We start from the raw sequence: 17781 nt of genomic DNA, 5'->3' as shown, positions 1-17781 counted from the left end.
CCGCTTAAGGCACGAGGCAGCACGCTTCAAGCGGCGTCAGCTTTACGTATGGGCTGCGCTACGGAGACGTTGAACGACGACTCCTCGGCCACCGCCTCATCGAGACCGACAAAGCGGTTGAACTCCTCGAACGAGGTCAGGCGGTCCGCGACCGCGTCGGTCGAACCCTCGCGCATGAAGATTTCCATCATCTCCTTGACCGCCTTGTGCATCGCGAACATCGGTTCGATCGGGCACAGCGCGTAGTCGAAGCCGAGCTTGTAGACCTGGTCGAGCGTCAGATACGGACTCTTGCCGGAACGCGCCATGTTGAAGAGGATCGGCTTGCCGAGCGGCTTCAGGCGCCGCACGATCTCCTGCATGTGCTCCACGCTTTCCGGTGCATCCGCATACAAGCCGTCGGCGCCCGCTTCGGCGTAGGCCTGAAGCCGTTCGATCGCATCGTTCAGGCCGGTCACGGCGATCGCGTCGGTACGCGCCACGACGAAAAAATCCGGATCGGTTCGCGCGGCCAGCATCGCCCGCAATTTCGCCTGCATCTCTTCGATGGGGATCACCTGTTTGCCGGCGAAGTGACCGCACTTCTTGGGTACGGCCTGATCCTCCAGATGCAGCACGGAGGCGCCCGCTTCTTCCCACAGACGGATGGTGCGCTGCACGTCGAGAATGCCGCCATAACCCGTATCGGCGTCGGCGAATACCGGCAACGTGGTCACCCGGCAGATGCGGCGGATATGCTCGAACATCTCCGTCTGCGTCAACAAGCCGACGTCCGGCTGACCGGCCACGATCGCGGATGCCGCGAAGCCGCTAACGTAGAGCGCCTTGGCGCCCGCCTGTTCGGCGAGCTTGGCGGTGACGGCGTCGTGCGCGCCAAGACAGACGAAAGGCGGTGACTTCAACAGTTCCCTGAAACGTGCTGAGCGGCTCACGGTACTTCTCCCGGTAAGGTCGGATCGGGCGATGTTCATCAGCTACGCGAGGCGCAACTGGCTTTTGAACTATCGCGTCATATAGGCCCAGCTGCGTTTCACGCGGTCCGCGCGGCGAAACGCGTCGATCTCGTCCGAGAAGCGCAGCGTCTGATCGACCTCGTCCAATCCTTCGAGCAGAAGCGCCTGGCGCGCGGCGTCGAACTCGAATGGCATCGGTTTGATTCCGCTCGCGCGGATTTCCCGTGCACGCAGATCGATTTCGAGCGGTGTGCCGGTCGCCGCCACTGCCGCGAGCTTTTCAAGCGATGCGGCATCCAGACAGATCGGCAGTAATCCGTTCTGCAGGCAGTTGTTGTAGAAGATGTCGCCGAACGAAGGCGCAATCACGCAGCGGATGCCGAATTCTTCGAGTGCCCATACCGCCATTTCACGCGAACTGCCGCAGCCGAAGTTCACGCCGCCGAGCAGAATGCACGCGTGGCGGAACGGCGGTTGATTGAGCACGAACTCCTCGCGCTCTTCCTGGCTGGCCGCCCCCTCGCGATAGCGCAGCGTTTCGAACAGCCACGGGCCGAGTTGGCCGCGCACCAGTTGCGAGATGCGCTCAATGCGAATGATCAGATCGGTGTCGACGTTATTGCGCAGGAGCGGCGCGGCCGGCCCTTTGACTACCGTGAATGCTTTCATCGTACGGCCTCCATGCGCAATGCCGCGGGCGACGCAATATGACCCGCCAGCGCGCTGGCCGCCGCCACTGCGGGACTCGCCAGATGCGTGCGCGCGCCCGGCCCCTGACGGCCGACAAAGTTGCGATTCGAGGTGGATACGCACCGCTCGCCGCGCCCTACTACATCGCCGTTTGCGCCGACACACATCGAGCAGCCCGGCTCCCGCCAGTCGAACCCCGCCGCGCGGAAAATCTGCGCAAGCCCCTGCTCTTCAGCCTGTCGCGCGACGCTCAACGAGCCCGGCACGACCCACGCCTTGACGCCGTCGGCGACATGCTGACTCGCGACGACCCGCGCCGCCGCCTGCAAATCTTCGATGCGGCTGTTGGTGCATGAACCGATGAACACGCGATCCACCGGCAGTTCGTCGAGATGCTGGCCGGCATGGACACCCATGTAGTCGAGCGCGCGTTGCAGCGCCTCGCGGCGCGCGGGATCGGACTCGTTGAGCGGATCGGGCACTGCTGCGTCGATCGCGATGACATGCTCGGGGCTCGTGCCCCATGTGACCTGTACCGCAATCGCCGTCGCGTCGATTTCGACTTCGCGGTCGAACTGTGCGCCGGCGTCGGTCGCGAGTGCGCGCCAATCTTCCTGCGCCGCATCGAAGCTCGCGCCCTGCGGCGCATAGGGGCGTCCGCGCAGATAGGCGAAGGTGGTGTCGTCCGGTGCAATGAGGCCGAACTTGGCGCCGAGTTCGATCGTCAGGTTGCAGAGCGTCAGGCGCGCTTCGATCGACAGCGCCTCGACCGCTTCGCCGGTGAATTCGATCGCATAGCCCGTACCCGCACCCGCGCCGAGCGCACCGATCACGTACAGGATCATGTCCTTGGCGGTGACGCCCTCGGCGACGCGACCCTTGAAGTGTATGCGCATGGTGTGCGGTTTCTTCTGACGCACCGTCTGCGTGGCGAGCACATGAACGAGTTCCGTCGAGCCGATACCGAACGCCAGCGCGCCCATCGCGCCATGCGTGCAAGTGTGGCTATCGGCGCAGACGATCAGCGTGCCCGGCAACGACAAGCCGAGTTCCGGCCCGATCACGTGGACGATACCCTGGTTACCAGTAGCGCCAATGTCGAATAGTGGAATCGCGTGCTTCACCATCTGCTCGCGCATCGCGTCGACCATGGTCGTGCTCCAGTCGGCGTCGCCCGCGCGCCGGCCAGATTGCGTGGAGATCACGTGATCGAGGGTGGCGAAGGTCAACTCCGGCTGGCTCACAGGTAGATTGCGTGCTTCGAGTACCCGCACTGCTTCGACGCCTGTCAGCTCATGCATCAGATTGCGATCCACCTGCAAAAGATCGATACCGCCTGGCAGATTCGCAATCGTGTGGCTGGCCCACAGCTTGTCGAATAGCGTGCGCGGCGCGCTCATGATGCAGCCTCGCTGCTTTGCGCGTGACGCTTCTCGAAGTCCCATACCTCCGGAAAACCGACGAGTTCGTGCAACTGATCCATTGTGAACGACGGCACTTGCAGATCGAGCGAGTCGCCGTGATCGAGCAGATGCCGGTACGCGCTATGCAGCGCGGACGTTGCCGCCGCCATGCCGATCGACGGATAGATCGCGATACTGAAGCCCCACTCCTTGAGCGTGGTGCTAGGTACCACCGGCGAGCGCCCGCTAGGCACCATGTTGGCGAACACCCATGCGCCCGAATCGGCCAGCTCGCCGCCAATCCGCTTGAACTCCTCCGCGCTTTCCGGCGATTCGACGAACACGATGTCCGCACCGGCGCGCGCAAACGCCTTGCCGCGTTTGATCGCTTCATCGAGGCCAAGCGTTGTGCGTGAATCGGTACGGGCGATGATCAGCATGTCGTCGCTGCGGCGCGCTTCCAGCGCCACTTCGATTTTCTTCAGCATGTCGTTCAGCGGCACGACCTGACGGCCCTCGGTATGGCCGCATTTCTTCGGCATCACCTGGTCCTCCATCTGGATCGCCTGCACGCCGGCGGCCTCGTAGCCTCGCACCGTATGACGCACGTTGATCAGGCCGCCAAAGCCCGTGTCGGCGTCAGCGATCAGCGGTTTGCTGATGCCTTCCGCGATCTGCCGCGCGCGGCCCACCATGTCCGCGTAACTGACGAGACCCGCGTCGGCGACACCCAGATACGAGCCCGACACGCCGTAGCCGGTCATGTACAGCGCAGCGAACGGCAAGCGGTCGGCGACGCGGGCGGAAAACATATCGAACACGCCGGGCGCCACGACAAACCGTCCGCTCTTGAGAATATCTTTCAGCTTCTCTGAAGTGCTCATCGACAACTCCTGCTCAGGTGCTATGGGTGAGGCGCCGCTGCCATGCCAGCAACAGCAGATTGACGAGGGTCGCGAAGACGAACAGCATCAGCGCGAGCGCCATGATCGTGCTGGTCTCGCTGCGGTTCATGGCGATCATCAGCATGTGGCCGATGCCGCTTTGCGACGCGAACATCTCGCCGATCAGCGTGCCGAGCAGCGTCAGCGAAAAGCCGATACGCAAACCCGCGACCACCTCCGGCATACAGGCGGGCAGCAAAACATGGCGCGCGAATGCGACGGGACTCAGACGGTAGGTACGCGCGGCACGCGTATAGATTGGCGGCATGTTGCGCACGGCGTTCATCGTGAAGATCGTAATTGGGACGATGCCGTGCATCACGCCGAACACGATCTTGGCCCACAGGCCCAAACCAAATGCGAGCAGCACGACGGGGTACAGCGTGACCTTCGGAATCGAATAGAAGCCCATCATCAGCGGTTCCATCACGTCACCCGCGAGCTTGCGCGCGCCGAGCAGCATGCCGAGCACCACGCCGCCGACGGCGGAAATGAGGAACGCCGTGCCGAATGCAACGCCCGTCACATAGAGACTCGCGGGAAAATCCGGGTCGCTGACAATATGAAACGCGCGTTCGATCGTGCGCCACGGCGTGGTGACCGCATCGGGGCCGAGTAATTCACTCAGCACTTGCCACAGCACTGCCAGCACCACAACCAGGACGACGCCATCGAGCCAGCGCCTTGCATGCCTCGGCTTCGCGGTATGCGCAACGACGATCGTGCTCATGCGGCCTCCCTGCGGGTCCGCCGGTACAGGCGCGCCTCGGCGGTACGCAGCAGCGCGTTGAGCGTGCCGACGAACAGCAGCATCAACACCATCAAGCCGTACATGGTCGGGTTATCGAAGTTGTTGTACGCGAACGCAATCTGATAACCAAAGCCGGAGCCCGACAACACGAATTCACCGGCCACCACCGCAATGAATGCATAGACCACGGTCAGCTTGATGCCTGTGAACACGAACGGCAAACTCGACGGCAACGTGATCAGACGGATCTCATCGAAGGTATTCAGGCGGCACACGCGCGCGGTTCGCAGCAGTACGCGTGGTACACGCTCAAGACCGTTCAGCGTGTTCACCGCCATCGCCACGACCGCGAACAGGAAGCCGATCCCCACCAGCGGCCAGCGGTTCAGACCGAACACGACGATCAGAATCGGATAGAGCACGAACACCGGCACAGCGTAATACGACAGCAGCAACGGATCGAGCACACGCCGCATACGCGGGAGGCGAAACAGCAACACGCCCCCGGCAAAGCCGGCGACAACCGCCAGCGCCACCGCGAGCAACGCGCTACCGAGCGTTTGCAGAATGTCGGTGGTGTACTGTCCGGAGATCAGCAACTGCACCGCGCTGACGATCATCTGCGACGGTGGTATGAACGAAATCGGATTGATCCATGCGGCGCGGCTGGCAATTTCCAGCAGGGCGATCAGCGCAAGGACCAGACCGAACCGCCAACGTGCGGCCGCTGTCATTGCTGGCTCCCGAGCGCCTTCAACGCTTCTTCGCGCAGCAGACCCCACACTTGCGCGGTGAGTTCGCCAAAGCGCGTATCAAGCGCGGTCGTGCTGTCACGCATGCGCGGCCAGCCGGTTTCGATCGTCGCGATGAAGCGGCCGGGGCATGCCGACATCACGCCGATACGGTCCGACAGCAGCACGGCTTCGTCGATGGAATGGGTGATCAGCAGCACGGTCGCGCCGGTGTCGCGCCAAAGCTTCAGGGTTTCGTCGCCCATCAGGAGACGCGTTTGCTGGTCGAGTGCGCCGAACGGTTCGTCGAGCAGCATCAGGCGTGGCCGCACCGCCATCGCACGCGCGATGCAAACGCGTTGCCGCATACCGCCCGACAGTTGCGCCGGATAGGCACGCGCAAAGGCCTTGAGGCCCATGAACGAGAGCGCATGCTCGACCCGCTCGCGCACTTCCGTTTCAGTGACGCCAGCCTGACGTGCCGCGAACGCGGCGTTGTCGAACACGTTGAGCCACGGAAAACTCGCGTCTTCCTGAAACACGACCGCTACGCCGTCCGGCACTTGCGCGCCGACCGGCTTGCCTTCGAACGTCACCGTGCCGCCGCTCGCCGGATTCAGACCCGCGAGCACGTCGAGCAGCGTGGATTTGCCGCAACCCGATGGGCCGACCACCGAAAAGAACTCGCCCGCGCGCAATTCCAGGCTCACTGGACCGAGCGCGTGAAACGGCGGCTTGCCGTCGTTGCCCTGATAGATGCGGGTGACGTCGGTGAGGGTCGCCTGAATGCGCTGGCCGTCCGGCGACAGCGCACTCGGAGCGACCACCGAGATGTTGGCTTTATGACGTGTCAGAGCGCTCATCGATCCCTCACTTCTTGCTGCGCAGATCGGCCGGCAACATCGACTCGTCGACGATCTTCGGCCAGTCGAATGGACCTTCGGGAATGGCCTTGACCAACACGAGACCCTTCAGGACTTCATCCATGCTCTTGTAGTCGAAGCTGCCTTCGCTCCAGTACTTTGGATCGGAGTCGAGCACGTTGTTGATCGCCGAGGCCGCCACCGCGGGGTCCATCTTGTACTGCTTCGCGAGGATCTGTGCGGCCTCCGCGCGGTGCGTCGCCATATACACCACCGCCTTGCGGCGCGCCGCGATGATGCCGCGAATCACCTCGGGATGGGACTTCAGGTAATCGGTGCGGACAATGCCGACCGTTTGCGTTTCGTTCGGCACCACCTCCGTCGAACGGAACGCGATACGCAGACCCTCTTTCTTCGCGCTATAGGACGGTTCGGTCATATAGCCGACATCCACGGCGCCCTGTTGCAGCGAAGTCAGCATCCCGCTCGAACTGCCCACCGGTTTGCGCTGCACCTGGCCGAGCAGGCCGACGCGATCGAGCGCGATGGTGGAGACCATGTCGGTGGTCGATTTGGGACTGCTGTAGCCGATAGTCTTGCCCTTCATCTGTTTGATGTTGGTAATCGAGCCGTTCTTCATTTCCACCCAGACCAGGTCGCCGAGACTTTGCACGCCGCCGTGCACGATCGTCACATCGACACCCTGCTTCACTGCCGCGATCGCAGCGGGCAGCGCGACTTCGCCGTAGGGAATCTCGGAGGCCATGGCGTTACGGATACTGGTGCCGCCACCTTCCGATGTGATGAAACCGGTGACGTCGACTTTTTCGTCCTTGAAGTAGCCTTTATCGAGCGCAACCGCGAACGGCACGCCGTACATGCCATCGCCCCAATGCGTGACCGTCAGCGAACTGGCATGCGCGCTCACGCCCGCAATCGCCAGACACGCGCTCAAACACGCGCTCAAACAGGTCCTCCGCGCGACATCGCGAATCGCATTCATGTGGTTTGTCTCCATCCACGATTGACGGTCGACTGGCCGTCATTCTCGTTATGCCGCCGCGCGTTTTTCACGCCGGCGACGGGTCAGCAAACGGGCTCGCGCAAGCGCTCGAAACCCGATCACCGTGTAAGTTAATGTATGCATTAAATCGTTGAAAGTACAGGACTAGATCGCGATGTGCCGGTTGGGTTTACCCGGCGCAGCGCGAGCGAATCGTCTGTTTTCAAGCCTGATTGATCCCGTATTGCTGCAGCACCGCAGTCTGTTCGCGCCAGCCGCGCTCACGGTGCGCGCGATATAAACGGCTCGCGCGCGCTGCATCGCCGCGACGCATTGCTTCGATGATTTCGTAGTGCTCGGCGATCGATTTTTTTGGCTGCGGATGCGGCCGGAGCTGCTGCGTGAAACGGCGCACGCGATGCACCTGGTCGCGGCAGTTCATCACCACCTGGGCAAGCCGCGCATTGCCGCCGAGTTGCACGAGCGCTTCGTGGAAGGCTTCGTCGGCGGCGGCCCACGCGTGCATGTCTTGCGCTTCGAGCGCTTCGGTCATTTGCTGGCAGGCTTTGTCGAGCGGAGTTAGATCGACGCCTGCGCGTGCCGCCACCAGACCCGCGGCCGTCGACTCGAGACTGATCAGCACCTGATAGATGTGACTGATATCCGTGACCGAAGTCGGCACGATGCGGATGCCATGCCGCGGCACGATTTCGACAAGGCCCTCGCCTTGCAAACGGATCGCCGCTTCCCGGATTGGCGTGCGGCTCACGCCCAGCATCAAGGCGAGTTCCTGTTCGAGCAGATAGGAACCCGGCGTGAGTTCGCTTTCGATGATCTTCTGGCGGAGGCGCTCGTAAGCTTGCTGGGATGAGTTGCCGTTGCGCGGTTCCGGCTGGGGAGGCAGTTGTATTTGCTCCTGCGCGTCCGGCAGCGTTTCGGGCTCTGCTGTCTTTGTGCCACGTGTTGCAGGCGGTTTGTCGTTCGCTGCGGCGGTTGCATGTTTTGGCGCGGCGCGCGTGATTGCGCGCCGCGGCGTGACCGATTTGCGTTCTGGCACGACGGTTCTCCTCGCGACGCCCGATGGACGCGGCAAACCAGCATGACAACGCGGACACCGCACTTCAGAGACCGCGCACGAAACATCGACGCTTTGATCCTAGCACCGCGAACCTCACGGCGACAGGCAGGGAAACGCTTAATTCAGCGCGCCGTGCGTTTGCTCGCCTACACGCCACGCAAATGGGCGACCAGCATGCGGCACGCGACCGGCAATGCATCCAGCGAGCGCACGGCAATGAGCAGATCGCGCTCGGCCCATGCATCGGTGAGGGCGATGAGCGAAAGCCCGAGCGCTGCCGCCTGTTGTTGCGCGACGGCCTGGGGCATCACGCCGAGCCCGAGGCCGGCTGCAATCATCAGACATTGCGCGTCGTAGCTCGTCACCTGAATGCGCAGATTCACGGGCCGCGCGTGCTCATGCGCAGCGCGCGTGAGTTGCTGACTGATCGCCGTATCGGGTGGCAGGCCGACGAATTCGAAGTCGAGCGTATCGGCGAAAGCGAGGGCTTCACGCTGTGCAAGCGCGTGGCCGGCCGGCGCGACGAGTGTCAGGCGATCGTGGTGATAGGGGAAGGTCTGCACGTCATAGCCGTGCGGCACAGACGTGAAGATACCGATATCGACGGCGTTCTCGGCGACCGCTTTCACCACACCCGTGCTGGGCTTTTCTTCGAGCTGAATCTGGATACGCGGATGTTGCGCCGCGAACGACTGGATCTCGCGGGGCAGAAACTGCACGACTGACGAGACATTGGCGGCCACTCTTATCAGACCGCTGACGCCGCTTGCGTAGTCGCGCATCTGCACGGTGATGTCGTCCAGTTGATGCAGCGCGCGATGGGCCAGCGCGACCAGCCGCTCGCCCGCGACGGTCGGCACGACGCCCTTGTTGGTGCGCCGCAGGAGTGCGACGCCGAGTGTGGCTTCGATCTCGCTGATGCGCTTGCTGACTGCGGCCGCCGCGATGTGTTCCCGCTCCGCCGCCGCGGCGATGGTGCCGGCTTCGGCGACGCTGACAAAAAGTCTGAGCGAAAGCGGATCGAGGGTCGGCATGACGTCCCGCAGCGAAATGAAAGATTGCGCCGATGCCGCCCGGCCCGCGTTGTGCGCATGATCCGTTGCAACTGCATCGACTTTGGCCAGTGTACCTAAACGATCGAGGGCGTGTGTCTGGCCATCGTGGTTCGCGATGACGGCATGATCAAGCACTGCTTTGCGCTGGCGCGTTACCCGGCAACAATGCAATGAATTGAACCATCGACAGGGAGCGAGCGATGCAAACCGCGACGCATGCAAAGATCAAGGTGTTCTGGCAACCCGGCTGTTCGTCGTGTCTGCGGACCAAGGAGTTTCTGACGAAGCAGGGCATTGACTATGAATCCATCGACGTGCACAACGATCCTGACGGCCGCGAGCAACTGGCCGCGTTGGGCGCGCGCAGTGTGCCGGTGGTATCGCTTGGGAGCAAATACACGTTGTGCCAGTCGATCAATGACGTGATCAAGTTTCTGGATCTGAAAACGAAGGTGATGGAACCGTTGCCGCCGGCAGAATTGGTGAGCCGTCTTGAGTGGGTGCTTGAGTCGAATGCGCGGTATACGCGGCAATTTAGCGGCGCGGCGTTCCGGGAGCCGTTCCGCAATCGCAACAGGACACCAGCGGGGCTAACGTTTCATGTTTTCCGCGTAGCGGAGATGGGGATCGAGGCGGCGCAGCAGGTCGAATTGCTATTTGAAGGGTTTGATGATCTGCCGCCGGCGCAGTGGGGGCCGGAGGAGATCGCCACCTGGGGTGAGAGTGTGCGCGCTCGATTGCGCGCGTGGTGGGATGCGGAGGGGGATCGGTCTCTTGGTTATGATGTGCCGACTTATTATGGGCGGCGCCCTATGCATGAAGTGTTGGAGCGCACTGCGTGGCATAGCGCGCAGCATACCAGGCAGGTTATGTTGATGCTTGAGAGTCAAGGGGTTTTGGTTGAGAGGCCGCTCATGGCGGCTGATTTGCAGGGGTTGCCGTTGCCGGATGAGGTATGGGATAGATAGTTTTTTTGCCTTTTGGCAGGCGGCATTTTTTTTGTGCCTGCGGCGGTGGGCTTTCCTTGTTCTGGCTTCCTGGGCCTTTCCTTGTTTTCATTTTGGTTTATTAGCGTTCCCCCTGTGCGGGGGGCACCTACTTTTCTTTGCCTGCCGCAAAGAAAAGTAGGCAAAAGAAAGCGGCTCAAACCGCCAATTTTTAAGCGGGTCCCCTGGCTTGGAGGGGATCGTGGCTCCGTAGAGATTGAGCCTGCGCACCTGCTCTCGTGAGTGACCAGGCCGTCATGCTTCCGGCGGCGCTGCGCGCGCCGACGCGGTACTTCACAAAACCATCGGTGTATTTCGGCGCTTCGCCGAGGGGAAGCCGATGGTCCCCCACCACGCGCAAACGACGCCCCCGGTTTCCCTGGTTGACCCAACCGCGACGCACGCAGTGCGGAGTGGGAGCGGATGACGGCTGTGTCACGGGCGGTGATTGACCGAGGTGTGATCCGTTAATCGCACCACCAGCCCCTCCAAGCCAGGAGACCCACTTAAATGTTGGCGGTTGGAGCCGCTTTCTTTTGCCTACTTTTCTTTGCGGCAGGCAAAGAAAAGTAGGTGCCCCCCCGCACAGGGGGAACACTAATAGACCAATAAGAACACAAGGAAAGGCCCAAGAAGCCAGAACCAGGAAATGCCACCGCCGTGGGCAATCAAAAAAACCATATCGCCAAAGGCAAAAAAGCCACCCCCTTCCCCGGTCTATAATAAAACCCCACTTCCCGTCGGCAAGACAAAAAAAATCCAAACCTCATGATTACGCTGCGCGAAAAATCCACCGACGCCGTGTATCAGAAGCTCCGCGCCAAAATCCTCAGTAATGAATTCCGCCCAGGCATGCAGCTACTCGAACGGGATCTGGTCACACTCTTCGGCGTCAGCCGAACCCCAGTCCGTGAGGCAATCGTCCGTCTGCAAAAAGAAAACCTCCTGCAAATCGTCCCGCGTCACGGGATCCGCGTGCGCCAGGTCTCGCTCGCGGATATCGAAGAAATCTACCAGGTCCAAACCAGTCTCGAAGCCACCGCCGCCGGCGACGTCGCCACCGCGACACTGCGTGTCAAAGACATCACCCCCTTCGATCAAGCCTGCAACGCCATGGACCGCGCACTCGCCAAAAATGACGCCGATGCCTGGGCCGCCGCCGACGAAGCCTTCCATGCGCATCTGCTCAAACTCGGCGGCAACCCGAAACTCACGCAAATCGTCAACGAATGCTGGGACCAGATTCGGCGTGTCCGCGATCTCACTCTGCGCCTCACCTCGCTAGCCGATCTGCCAGCACCCCAACATCGCGCCATCGTCGAAGCCATCCGCGCCCACGATAGCGCCACCGCAGAACGCCTGTGCCGCGACTATCGCGCGCGCTGTCTGCAGTTTCAGATCGACACCCTGCAGCGGTTTCGCATCCTCGAAGTCTGAACCTCCCGGCGCGACTTCTTGCCTCCCTCCCCGGGCAGCAAGCGGCCGCCCGAAAAACGCCTCATCCCCCGCCAGAGTGCTTAGCGCCGTTCGAACCGTCAGCTTCAAATTCTTTGTTGCGTTTTGTATCGACCGATATATAATCCGGTTTTATATCGACTGATACAGAATGCGTCGCGGCCTGCGCGCGAAGGAAACTCACCATGGCACGACCCCGCGGTTTCGATGAACACGAAGTGCTCGAGGCAGCGGCCGCCGCCTTCTGGAGCAAGGGCTACGAGGCTACGTCCACGCGCGACCTGGTGAAGTCGACCGGTCTGACGCAGCCGAGCCTGTACAACGCATTCGGCGACAAGCGCGGGCTCTACCTGCGCGCGCTCGAACACTACCTGGATCACACACTGCGCGAACGGATCGGCCGGCTCGAGGCAACCGTCTCCCCCGCGCAGGGCATTACGACGTTCATGCACGAGATCATCGAACGGTCAATTGCCGATCCAGACAGGCGCGGTTGCATGCTGGTCAACTCGGCGCTGGAAACTTCGTCAGATGACGAAGAGTTCCGCGACACCGTTGCCACGGAACTCGCCGACATCCGGGCGTTTTTCTATCGTTGCCTGGTTGCGGCTCGCAATAGCGGCGACATTCCCGCAGTGATCTCCGCGGATGATGCCGCCACGCACCTGCTCGCCATCCTGATCGGCGTGCGCGTGCTGGCACGCGTCGATCCGCAACGCGCGGTGCTGACGAGCGCCGTCGCCCCGGCTCTGCTGCTGCTCGGCTTGCCCGCTCTACCGGTGATAGACGACCACCTCTGATCCGCGCGCCTGACCAGGCGCACTCCTTCGCATTCCTCCGTTTCTCACCGACATCCGGCGACGCCGCCACCAGCACGCGCGCCGGTAAAGGAACCGTCATGTCCGCAACACCCTCCGTCATACCGTCGGCCGATGCCACGTCCCTCGATGCCCGCGCGCTCTTCGCGGCGCTTGCCGGCATGTGCGGCAGCCTCGTCGCGATCGGCCTCGCACGTTTCGCGTATACGCCACTGATCCCTTCGCTGATCCAGGCGCACTGGTTCACTTCGTCGCAAACAGTAACGCTCGGCGCGGCGAATTTTGCAGGCTATCTGGTTGGCGCGCTGATCGGCCGTCCGCTCGTGTCGGTACTGTCGAATCGCAGCGCGTTGCGCATGCTGATGGTGATCGTGACGGCAGCTTTTTTTGCCTGCGCATATCCGCTCTCGGTGAGCTGGTTCTTTGTCTGGCGCTTGCTGTCAGGCATTTCCGGCGGCGCAATCATGGTGCTGGTCGCAACCTCGATCCTGCCGCACATTCCCGCGCCGCGCCGTGGCTTTGTCAGCGGCATGATCTTTCTGGGTCTGGGACTCGGCATCGCGGCCTCGGGCACGCTGATTCCGAAACTGCTCCATTTCGGTTTGCAAAACACCTGGATCGGGCTCGGTGCATTGGCGCTGCTGTTGACCGCAGTGAGCTGGTTCGGCTGGCCGCGAGTCAATCCGCCTGCGCCGGTTGTCACCGCCAGTCACCATCATGCGACGCGCCACGAAGGCCTGAGGTTGCGCGTGCTGTATGCGCAGTACGCGGCGAACGCCCTCGGCCTCGTGCCCGCGATGGTGTTGCTGGTCGACTATGTGGCGCGCGGTTTGGGACGAGGCGCGGCGATCGGCGCCAACTACTGGGTGCTGTACGGACTCGCTGCGATCGTCGGTCCGGTGATCTGCGGCAATGTCGCCGATCGCATCGGCTTCGGCAAAGCCTATCGCATCGGCTTGCTCCTGCAGGCGACGGCGGTGGCAATGCTCGCGCTGTCCGGCAGCACGCTCGCGCTGATTGTGGCAACCGTCGTTCTCGGCATCTTCACACCGGGCATCGTGCCGCTCACGCTCGGCCGCATTCATGAACTCGTGCCGCACGACCACACCGAACAGCGCGCCGCGTGGAGTCGCGCGACCACCGCCTTCGCACTCTTTCAGGCACTGGGTGGATATGGCTACTCGTATCTGTTCTCGCACACGCATAACAACTACGCGCTGATCTTTATGTGCGGAGCCATCGCGCTCGGTGTTGCCTTCATCGCCGATCTGGGGACCTCGCGCATCGCGACCTCACGCGCCGCGGCACAGTAATCGCGGTTGCACCTGTTTTAAACGTTTCCGGCTCGAATCTCCGCCCTGGGCATGCGGTTTGCTGACGTATGACATCGATACTGTCTTTAGCAATGCGCGCGTGGTACGCATTGCGCGAACGACTGTCATCGCGTTCGCAACAGGCAGGTCCTGATAACCAAGCGGAGGTTATACATGTTGGGAACTATTCTTCTGATTGTGCTGATCCTTCTCCTCATCGGAGCTTTCCCGACGTGGCCGCACAGCCGGGCATGGGGCTATGGGCCGACCGGCGGTCTCGGCGTCGTCTTGATCGTCGTGATCGTGCTGCTGGTCGTCGGCGTCATATAGCCGGGTCGCAGCGCTCGCAAGCCGCCGGATATCGAGGCAGTTCGCTGCCTCGATATCCGGCGGCTTCGTTATGCCAATTGCCAATGCGGATTCGCGTCGCCAGCCTCGCCAGCGTTGTTACCTCCGTTACCACGGAGCACGCGGTCGCTAGCCATTTTCCACTGCATCCCCTAGTGCGCCGGTGAGCAGTTGCTCGAACAGATCAGCGTCGCCCATTTGCCCGCCTTTGAGCATGATTTCCATCCCGTCGAGTTCGCTGCGATCGGCATGCAGGCGGCACACCGTCACACCCGCCGACAATGGCGCGAGGTATGACAAACCCCAGGCGCCAAGTGCGCGAACGGCAAAGCTCGAGGTGTCGCCGCCGGCGATGCCAACGCGTTGCAATTTCACCGCGCCGAGCACCTGGCGCAGCAGTTCCGCACAGACCTGCGCGAGTTGCGGCAGTGCGCCAGCCGTACCACTCATTTGCGCCGCACGGCGCGTCGTGAACGCGAGCACATTGCGACCGTCACGCAGTGGCCCGGCAATCGCGGCGACCCGCGCCGCCAGATAGTCGGACGCGCCATCGTCCGTCATTTGCAGCGGGTCCAGTTCCACGCGCAAATACGAATGCGCGGCGGCAATCTGCACTTCGGTCAGCGGCGACAGACTGCCGGCCAGCACGAACACCGGGCCGCGTGCGCGCGGCAACGTGGGCGATGGTGACGATGGTGGCGTCACCCTTTGCGGATCTTCGTTGCGGGCGGCAAGCGCCGACACATAGGCCTGCGCCACGCTGCTTGCACCCACCGCGAGCAATGGCGCGCGTGCCGCGGCATGACGCGCGAGCACGCGGCCAATCGCCTGCAAATGCGTGTCGTCGAGCACGTCGAAGAGGACGGCGCCGGGTTTCGAATCGAGTTGACGTGCCACCTCTGCTTGCAATGCCGTGTCGCCGCGCGTGTACCAGCGCCAGTCGATCGATTGCACATTCTCCAGCCCCTGGCTGTGCAAATGGATGCGCAAGTCCGCTTCGTTCATCGGCGTGACGGGATGACGGCTCATCGTCGGATGACGGTCGATCCGGTAGATCGACTGCGGATGATCGTCGGCGCCGGCGGCCGCGAACAGCTCGCCGAATACGCAGTAGCGCCGCAAATTCGGCTGACCGCCGACCACCGCCACGAGCGGACTCGCGCAGTACTCCCGCAAGGTCCGGATCGCCACGCCGATGCTGCCGGTCTGCGGTGCGCTATCGAAGGTCGAACACACCTTGTAATGCATCAGCCGCACGCCAAGCGCGGCGAACGCGGCGCCTACCTGCGAGAGCTCCTCGCGTTGTGCGTGCGGCGGCATGGTCCGCGCAGCTCCCGCGACGCCAATTGCATCGAGCCGTCCTACCATTGCAAGGCGCGCGGCGTCGGGCGGCGCAAAGAACAGCATCGCGCGCAGACCGGCGCGGGCGAGATGGGCAAGCGTGTCGGTTGCGCCGGTGAAATCGTCGCCGTAGAAGCCGTATGCCGGCGCGTCAGTGCGGCTGATGGGGTCCGCGTCGCTCATTCTGTTGATGACCTCTGCACCGCTCACGCGCGGCCGCCGAAAAATTGCAGCGCGCGGCGCAATTCGGGCATGTGTTCGGCGTAGACCGGCAACGGCGTGCGTTCCTGTACCGCCTCCCACGCCTGGCGCACGCTCGTGACACCCGCCGCTGGGCCGTCCGGATGCGCGAGAATGCCGCCGCCGGACATGAACAGCAAGTCGGTGGATTGCACTGCGTCGAAGGTCGCTTGCGCGGTGCCGGCCCATTGTCCCGACGAAAACGCCGGCAGCACGGCATCGTTGCAACCGGCCGCGAGCGGCGTGGCGCAATCGCGGGCGGACTCGATCACTTCGGCGTCGCTCTGCGCGAATTTACCGGCGAGACCATGCACGTGCATGTGATCGACGCCGGTCAAACGCCAGAGCGTCTGATACGCCTGGAACGACATACCGAGCGCGGGATCGCGTGACATCATGCCGTAGCCGTTGCGGTGCGCATGCAAGACGAGCGGCGTCGCGCGCCGCAGCGTCTGGATCGCGGAGAAGCCGCACCAGTTGATGCTGGCCATCACGCAACTGCCCCCCTCCTGCTCGACCAGTTCCGCGTGACGGCGCATCGCGTCGAGGTCGTCGGTGATGTTGAACGCGACCATGACGAGGCGGCCGCTGCGTTCGCGGTAGCGCCGCACCTCCGACATCACGGCCCGCACACGTTCGGCGAGCGGTGCATGCGCGGGGTTCGCGCATACTTCGTCATCCTTGATGAAATCGACTCCGGCTTCGCAGAGCTCGCGTACCAGCGCCGCCGTTTCCGCCGCGCTCAGGCCGACGTTCGGCTTCACGATGGTGCCGATCATCGGCCCGCACACGACGTCCGTCAGCACACGCGTCCCCGTTACGCCATGACGCGGCAACTCGAAGCGCGCGCGATACGAGGCCGGCAAGCGCAGCGACAACAAGCGCATGCCGGTCACTTCGCCGAGGTCGTAGAGATTGCCGGCGACAGTCGCGGCGAGTGTCGGCAGATTCGCGCCAATGTTGGCCAGCGGAAACGACAGCGTGATGCGTGCACGCCGCCATGGCCCGCGGGTGCCCTGACGCGTGAGCCATGCGCTCGGCAAACTGGGCTGCGCAGCGGACTCGAGTTCCCGGATCCGCAGCACGCTCGCGCGGCTGCGGGCGCGCAGTGCGTCGGTTTCGTTGGCGACGCGCACGAAGGTGCCACTCGACTGCTCGCCGGCCATCACCTCCGCCACGCGGGCGGGGTCGAGCGGCGTCTCGATCAGATAGTCGGCTTCGAGGCAATCGTCGTTGACACCTTGCGGTGCCCACGCGGCGCTCATAGCGTCCTCAGATCGGGAAACGCGCGAACCGGCTCACGGCCGTCCCAGTCACGCGAGGCCGTGTAGATCATGTCGAACAGTTTGCCCTTCGGGCCGGCGATTTCCGATAGTTCGATCACGGTGCCGGGATGGTCTTCCGTGTCGAAATAGACGAAGCGGCCGTTGCGCCCCACTTCACCGCTCATCGCCACGTTGAACCCCTGCTCCTGCAGACGGGCGAGATCCGCATCGAACGAGGTCGTCCAATACGCGTTGTGCTGCAAGCCCGTATGGCCGGCCTTGAGAAAGTCGCGGTACATCGAGGGCGCGTCGTTGCGGGTCTGGATCAGTTCGACTTGCAACGGTCCCGAGTTCGCCAGCGCCACCGAGTTGTGTACCTCATACGATTGGCCGCGATAGGTATAGTTTTCGATTGGCACCCGTTCGTTGTAGAACCACGGGCCGACGCCTAGCACGCGGCTCCAGTAGTCCATCGCGGCCTCGATATCGCGCACCACGTACCCTGCCTGACGTATCTCGCCAAAGAAGCGACTCATGAAACTCT

The 17781-nt window shown here is 62.8% G+C and carries 18 protein-coding genes; 5 read left to right on the top strand and 13 right to left on the bottom strand.

Features of this window, described 5'->3' with window-relative positions; all coding sequences use genetic code 11:
- Window positions 1-26: 26 nt before the first annotated feature.
- The 10 genes from PQR27_RS35035 to PQR27_RS34990 form a co-directional block, all read right to left on the bottom strand.
- A complete protein-coding gene (locus PQR27_RS35035; protein WP_408528112.1) occupies window positions 27-932 on the bottom strand; it encodes an isocitrate lyase/PEP mutase family protein in 906 nt (301 codons plus the stop codon).
- Between the two features lie 69 nt (window positions 933-1001).
- Window positions 1002-1622 (bottom strand): 3-isopropylmalate dehydratase small subunit, encoded by a 621-nt coding sequence (gene leuD / locus PQR27_RS35030; RefSeq protein ID WP_408528111.1) that lies wholly within the window; start codon window positions 1620-1622, stop codon window positions 1002-1004.
- Complete coding sequence (leuC, locus tag PQR27_RS35025) at window positions 1619-3043, bottom strand: 3-isopropylmalate dehydratase large subunit (protein ID WP_408528110.1); 1425 nt, start codon at window positions 3041-3043, stop codon at window positions 1619-1621. Before leuC ends, leuD begins: the two co-directional genes overlap by 4 nt.
- Complete coding sequence (locus tag PQR27_RS35020) at window positions 3040-3930, bottom strand: isocitrate lyase/PEP mutase family protein (protein WP_408528109.1); 891 nt, start codon at window positions 3928-3930, stop codon at window positions 3040-3042. The genes leuC and PQR27_RS35020 overlap by 4 nt, the downstream gene beginning before the upstream one ends.
- A 13-nt stretch (window positions 3931-3943) precedes the next feature.
- Entirely contained in the window at window positions 3944-4720 is a 777-nt protein-coding gene (locus PQR27_RS35015) for an ABC transporter permease (protein WP_408528108.1), read from the bottom strand.
- The gene (locus PQR27_RS35010) at window positions 4717-5475 is read right to left on the bottom strand and encodes an ABC transporter permease (RefSeq protein WP_408528107.1); all 759 of its coding nucleotides are present in this window, start codon (window positions 5473-5475) and stop codon (window positions 4717-4719) included. Before PQR27_RS35010 ends, PQR27_RS35015 begins: the two co-directional genes overlap by 4 nt.
- Complete coding sequence (locus PQR27_RS35005; RefSeq protein WP_408528106.1) at window positions 5472-6335, bottom strand: ABC transporter ATP-binding protein; 864 nt, start codon at window positions 6333-6335, stop codon at window positions 5472-5474. Before PQR27_RS35005 ends, PQR27_RS35010 begins: the two co-directional genes overlap by 4 nt.
- Window positions 6336-6342: 7 nt before the next feature.
- Window positions 6343-7338, bottom strand: a complete 996-nt coding sequence (locus PQR27_RS35000) for an ABC transporter substrate-binding protein (RefSeq protein ID WP_408528105.1) — start codon at window positions 7336-7338, stop codon at window positions 6343-6345.
- Between the two features lie 223 nt (window positions 7339-7561).
- Window positions 7562-8395: a GntR family transcriptional regulator gene (locus PQR27_RS34995; RefSeq protein ID WP_408528104.1), complete on the bottom strand. Its 834-nt coding sequence runs from the start codon at window positions 8393-8395 to the stop codon at window positions 7562-7564.
- A 167-nt stretch (window positions 8396-8562) separates the two neighbouring features.
- A complete protein-coding gene (locus tag PQR27_RS34990; RefSeq protein ID WP_408528402.1) occupies window positions 8563-9450 on the bottom strand; it encodes a LysR substrate-binding domain-containing protein in 888 nt (295 codons plus the stop codon).
- 221 nt (window positions 9451-9671) lie between these two features.
- Here PQR27_RS34990 and PQR27_RS34985 point away from each other — a divergent pair, with 221 nt between their 5' ends.
- The 5 genes from PQR27_RS34985 to PQR27_RS34965 all read left to right on the top strand — a co-directional run bounded on the left by PQR27_RS34985 (window position 9672) and on the right by PQR27_RS34965 (window position 14373).
- On the top strand, window positions 9672-10439 hold the full coding sequence (locus tag PQR27_RS34985; RefSeq protein WP_408528103.1) for a glutaredoxin domain-containing protein: 768 nt from the start codon (window positions 9672-9674) through the stop codon (window positions 10437-10439).
- A 786-nt stretch (window positions 10440-11225) separates the two neighbouring features.
- Complete coding sequence (locus tag PQR27_RS34980; RefSeq protein ID WP_408528102.1) at window positions 11226-11894, top strand: GntR family transcriptional regulator; 669 nt, start codon at window positions 11226-11228, stop codon at window positions 11892-11894.
- Window positions 11895-12097: 203 nt separating this feature from the next.
- Complete coding sequence (locus tag PQR27_RS34975; protein WP_408528101.1) at window positions 12098-12712, top strand: TetR/AcrR family transcriptional regulator; 615 nt, start codon at window positions 12098-12100, stop codon at window positions 12710-12712.
- A gap of 98 nt (window positions 12713-12810) precedes the next feature.
- A complete protein-coding gene (locus PQR27_RS34970) occupies window positions 12811-14043 on the top strand; it encodes a YbfB/YjiJ family MFS transporter (RefSeq protein ID WP_408528100.1) in 1233 nt (410 codons plus the stop codon).
- Between the two features lie 174 nt (window positions 14044-14217).
- Window positions 14218-14373 carry a DUF3309 family protein gene (locus tag PQR27_RS34965; protein WP_408528099.1) on the top strand — a complete coding sequence of 52 codons (156 nt, stop codon included), beginning with the start codon at window positions 14218-14220 and terminating at the stop codon, window positions 14371-14373.
- A 147-nt stretch (window positions 14374-14520) separates the two neighbouring features.
- Here the strand turns inward: PQR27_RS34965 and PQR27_RS34960 are convergent, their stop codons facing one another.
- Genes PQR27_RS34960 through PQR27_RS34950 form a run of 3 tightly spaced genes read right to left on the bottom strand, consistent with a single transcriptional unit; the run spans window position 14521 to window position 17773 of the window.
- Window positions 14521-15915, bottom strand: a complete 1395-nt coding sequence (locus tag PQR27_RS34960) for a four-carbon acid sugar kinase family protein (protein WP_408528401.1) — start codon at window positions 15913-15915, stop codon at window positions 14521-14523.
- A gap of 23 nt (window positions 15916-15938) precedes the next feature.
- Complete coding sequence (locus PQR27_RS34955) at window positions 15939-17237, bottom strand: ribulose-bisphosphate carboxylase large subunit family protein (RefSeq protein WP_408528098.1); 1299 nt, start codon at window positions 17235-17237, stop codon at window positions 15939-15941.
- Entirely contained in the window at window positions 17234-17773 is a 540-nt protein-coding gene (locus PQR27_RS34950) for a VOC family protein (RefSeq protein ID WP_408528097.1), read from the bottom strand. The genes PQR27_RS34955 and PQR27_RS34950 overlap by 4 nt, the downstream gene beginning before the upstream one ends.
- Between the last annotated feature and the right edge of the window lie 8 nt (window positions 17774-17781).

The sequence above is a fragment of the Paraburkholderia fungorum genome (assembly GCF_046027215.1).
GTDB classification, from domain to species: domain Bacteria; phylum Pseudomonadota; class Gammaproteobacteria; order Burkholderiales; family Burkholderiaceae; genus Paraburkholderia; species Paraburkholderia fungorum_D.
This window is presented reverse-complemented; position numbering and strand designations above follow the sequence as displayed.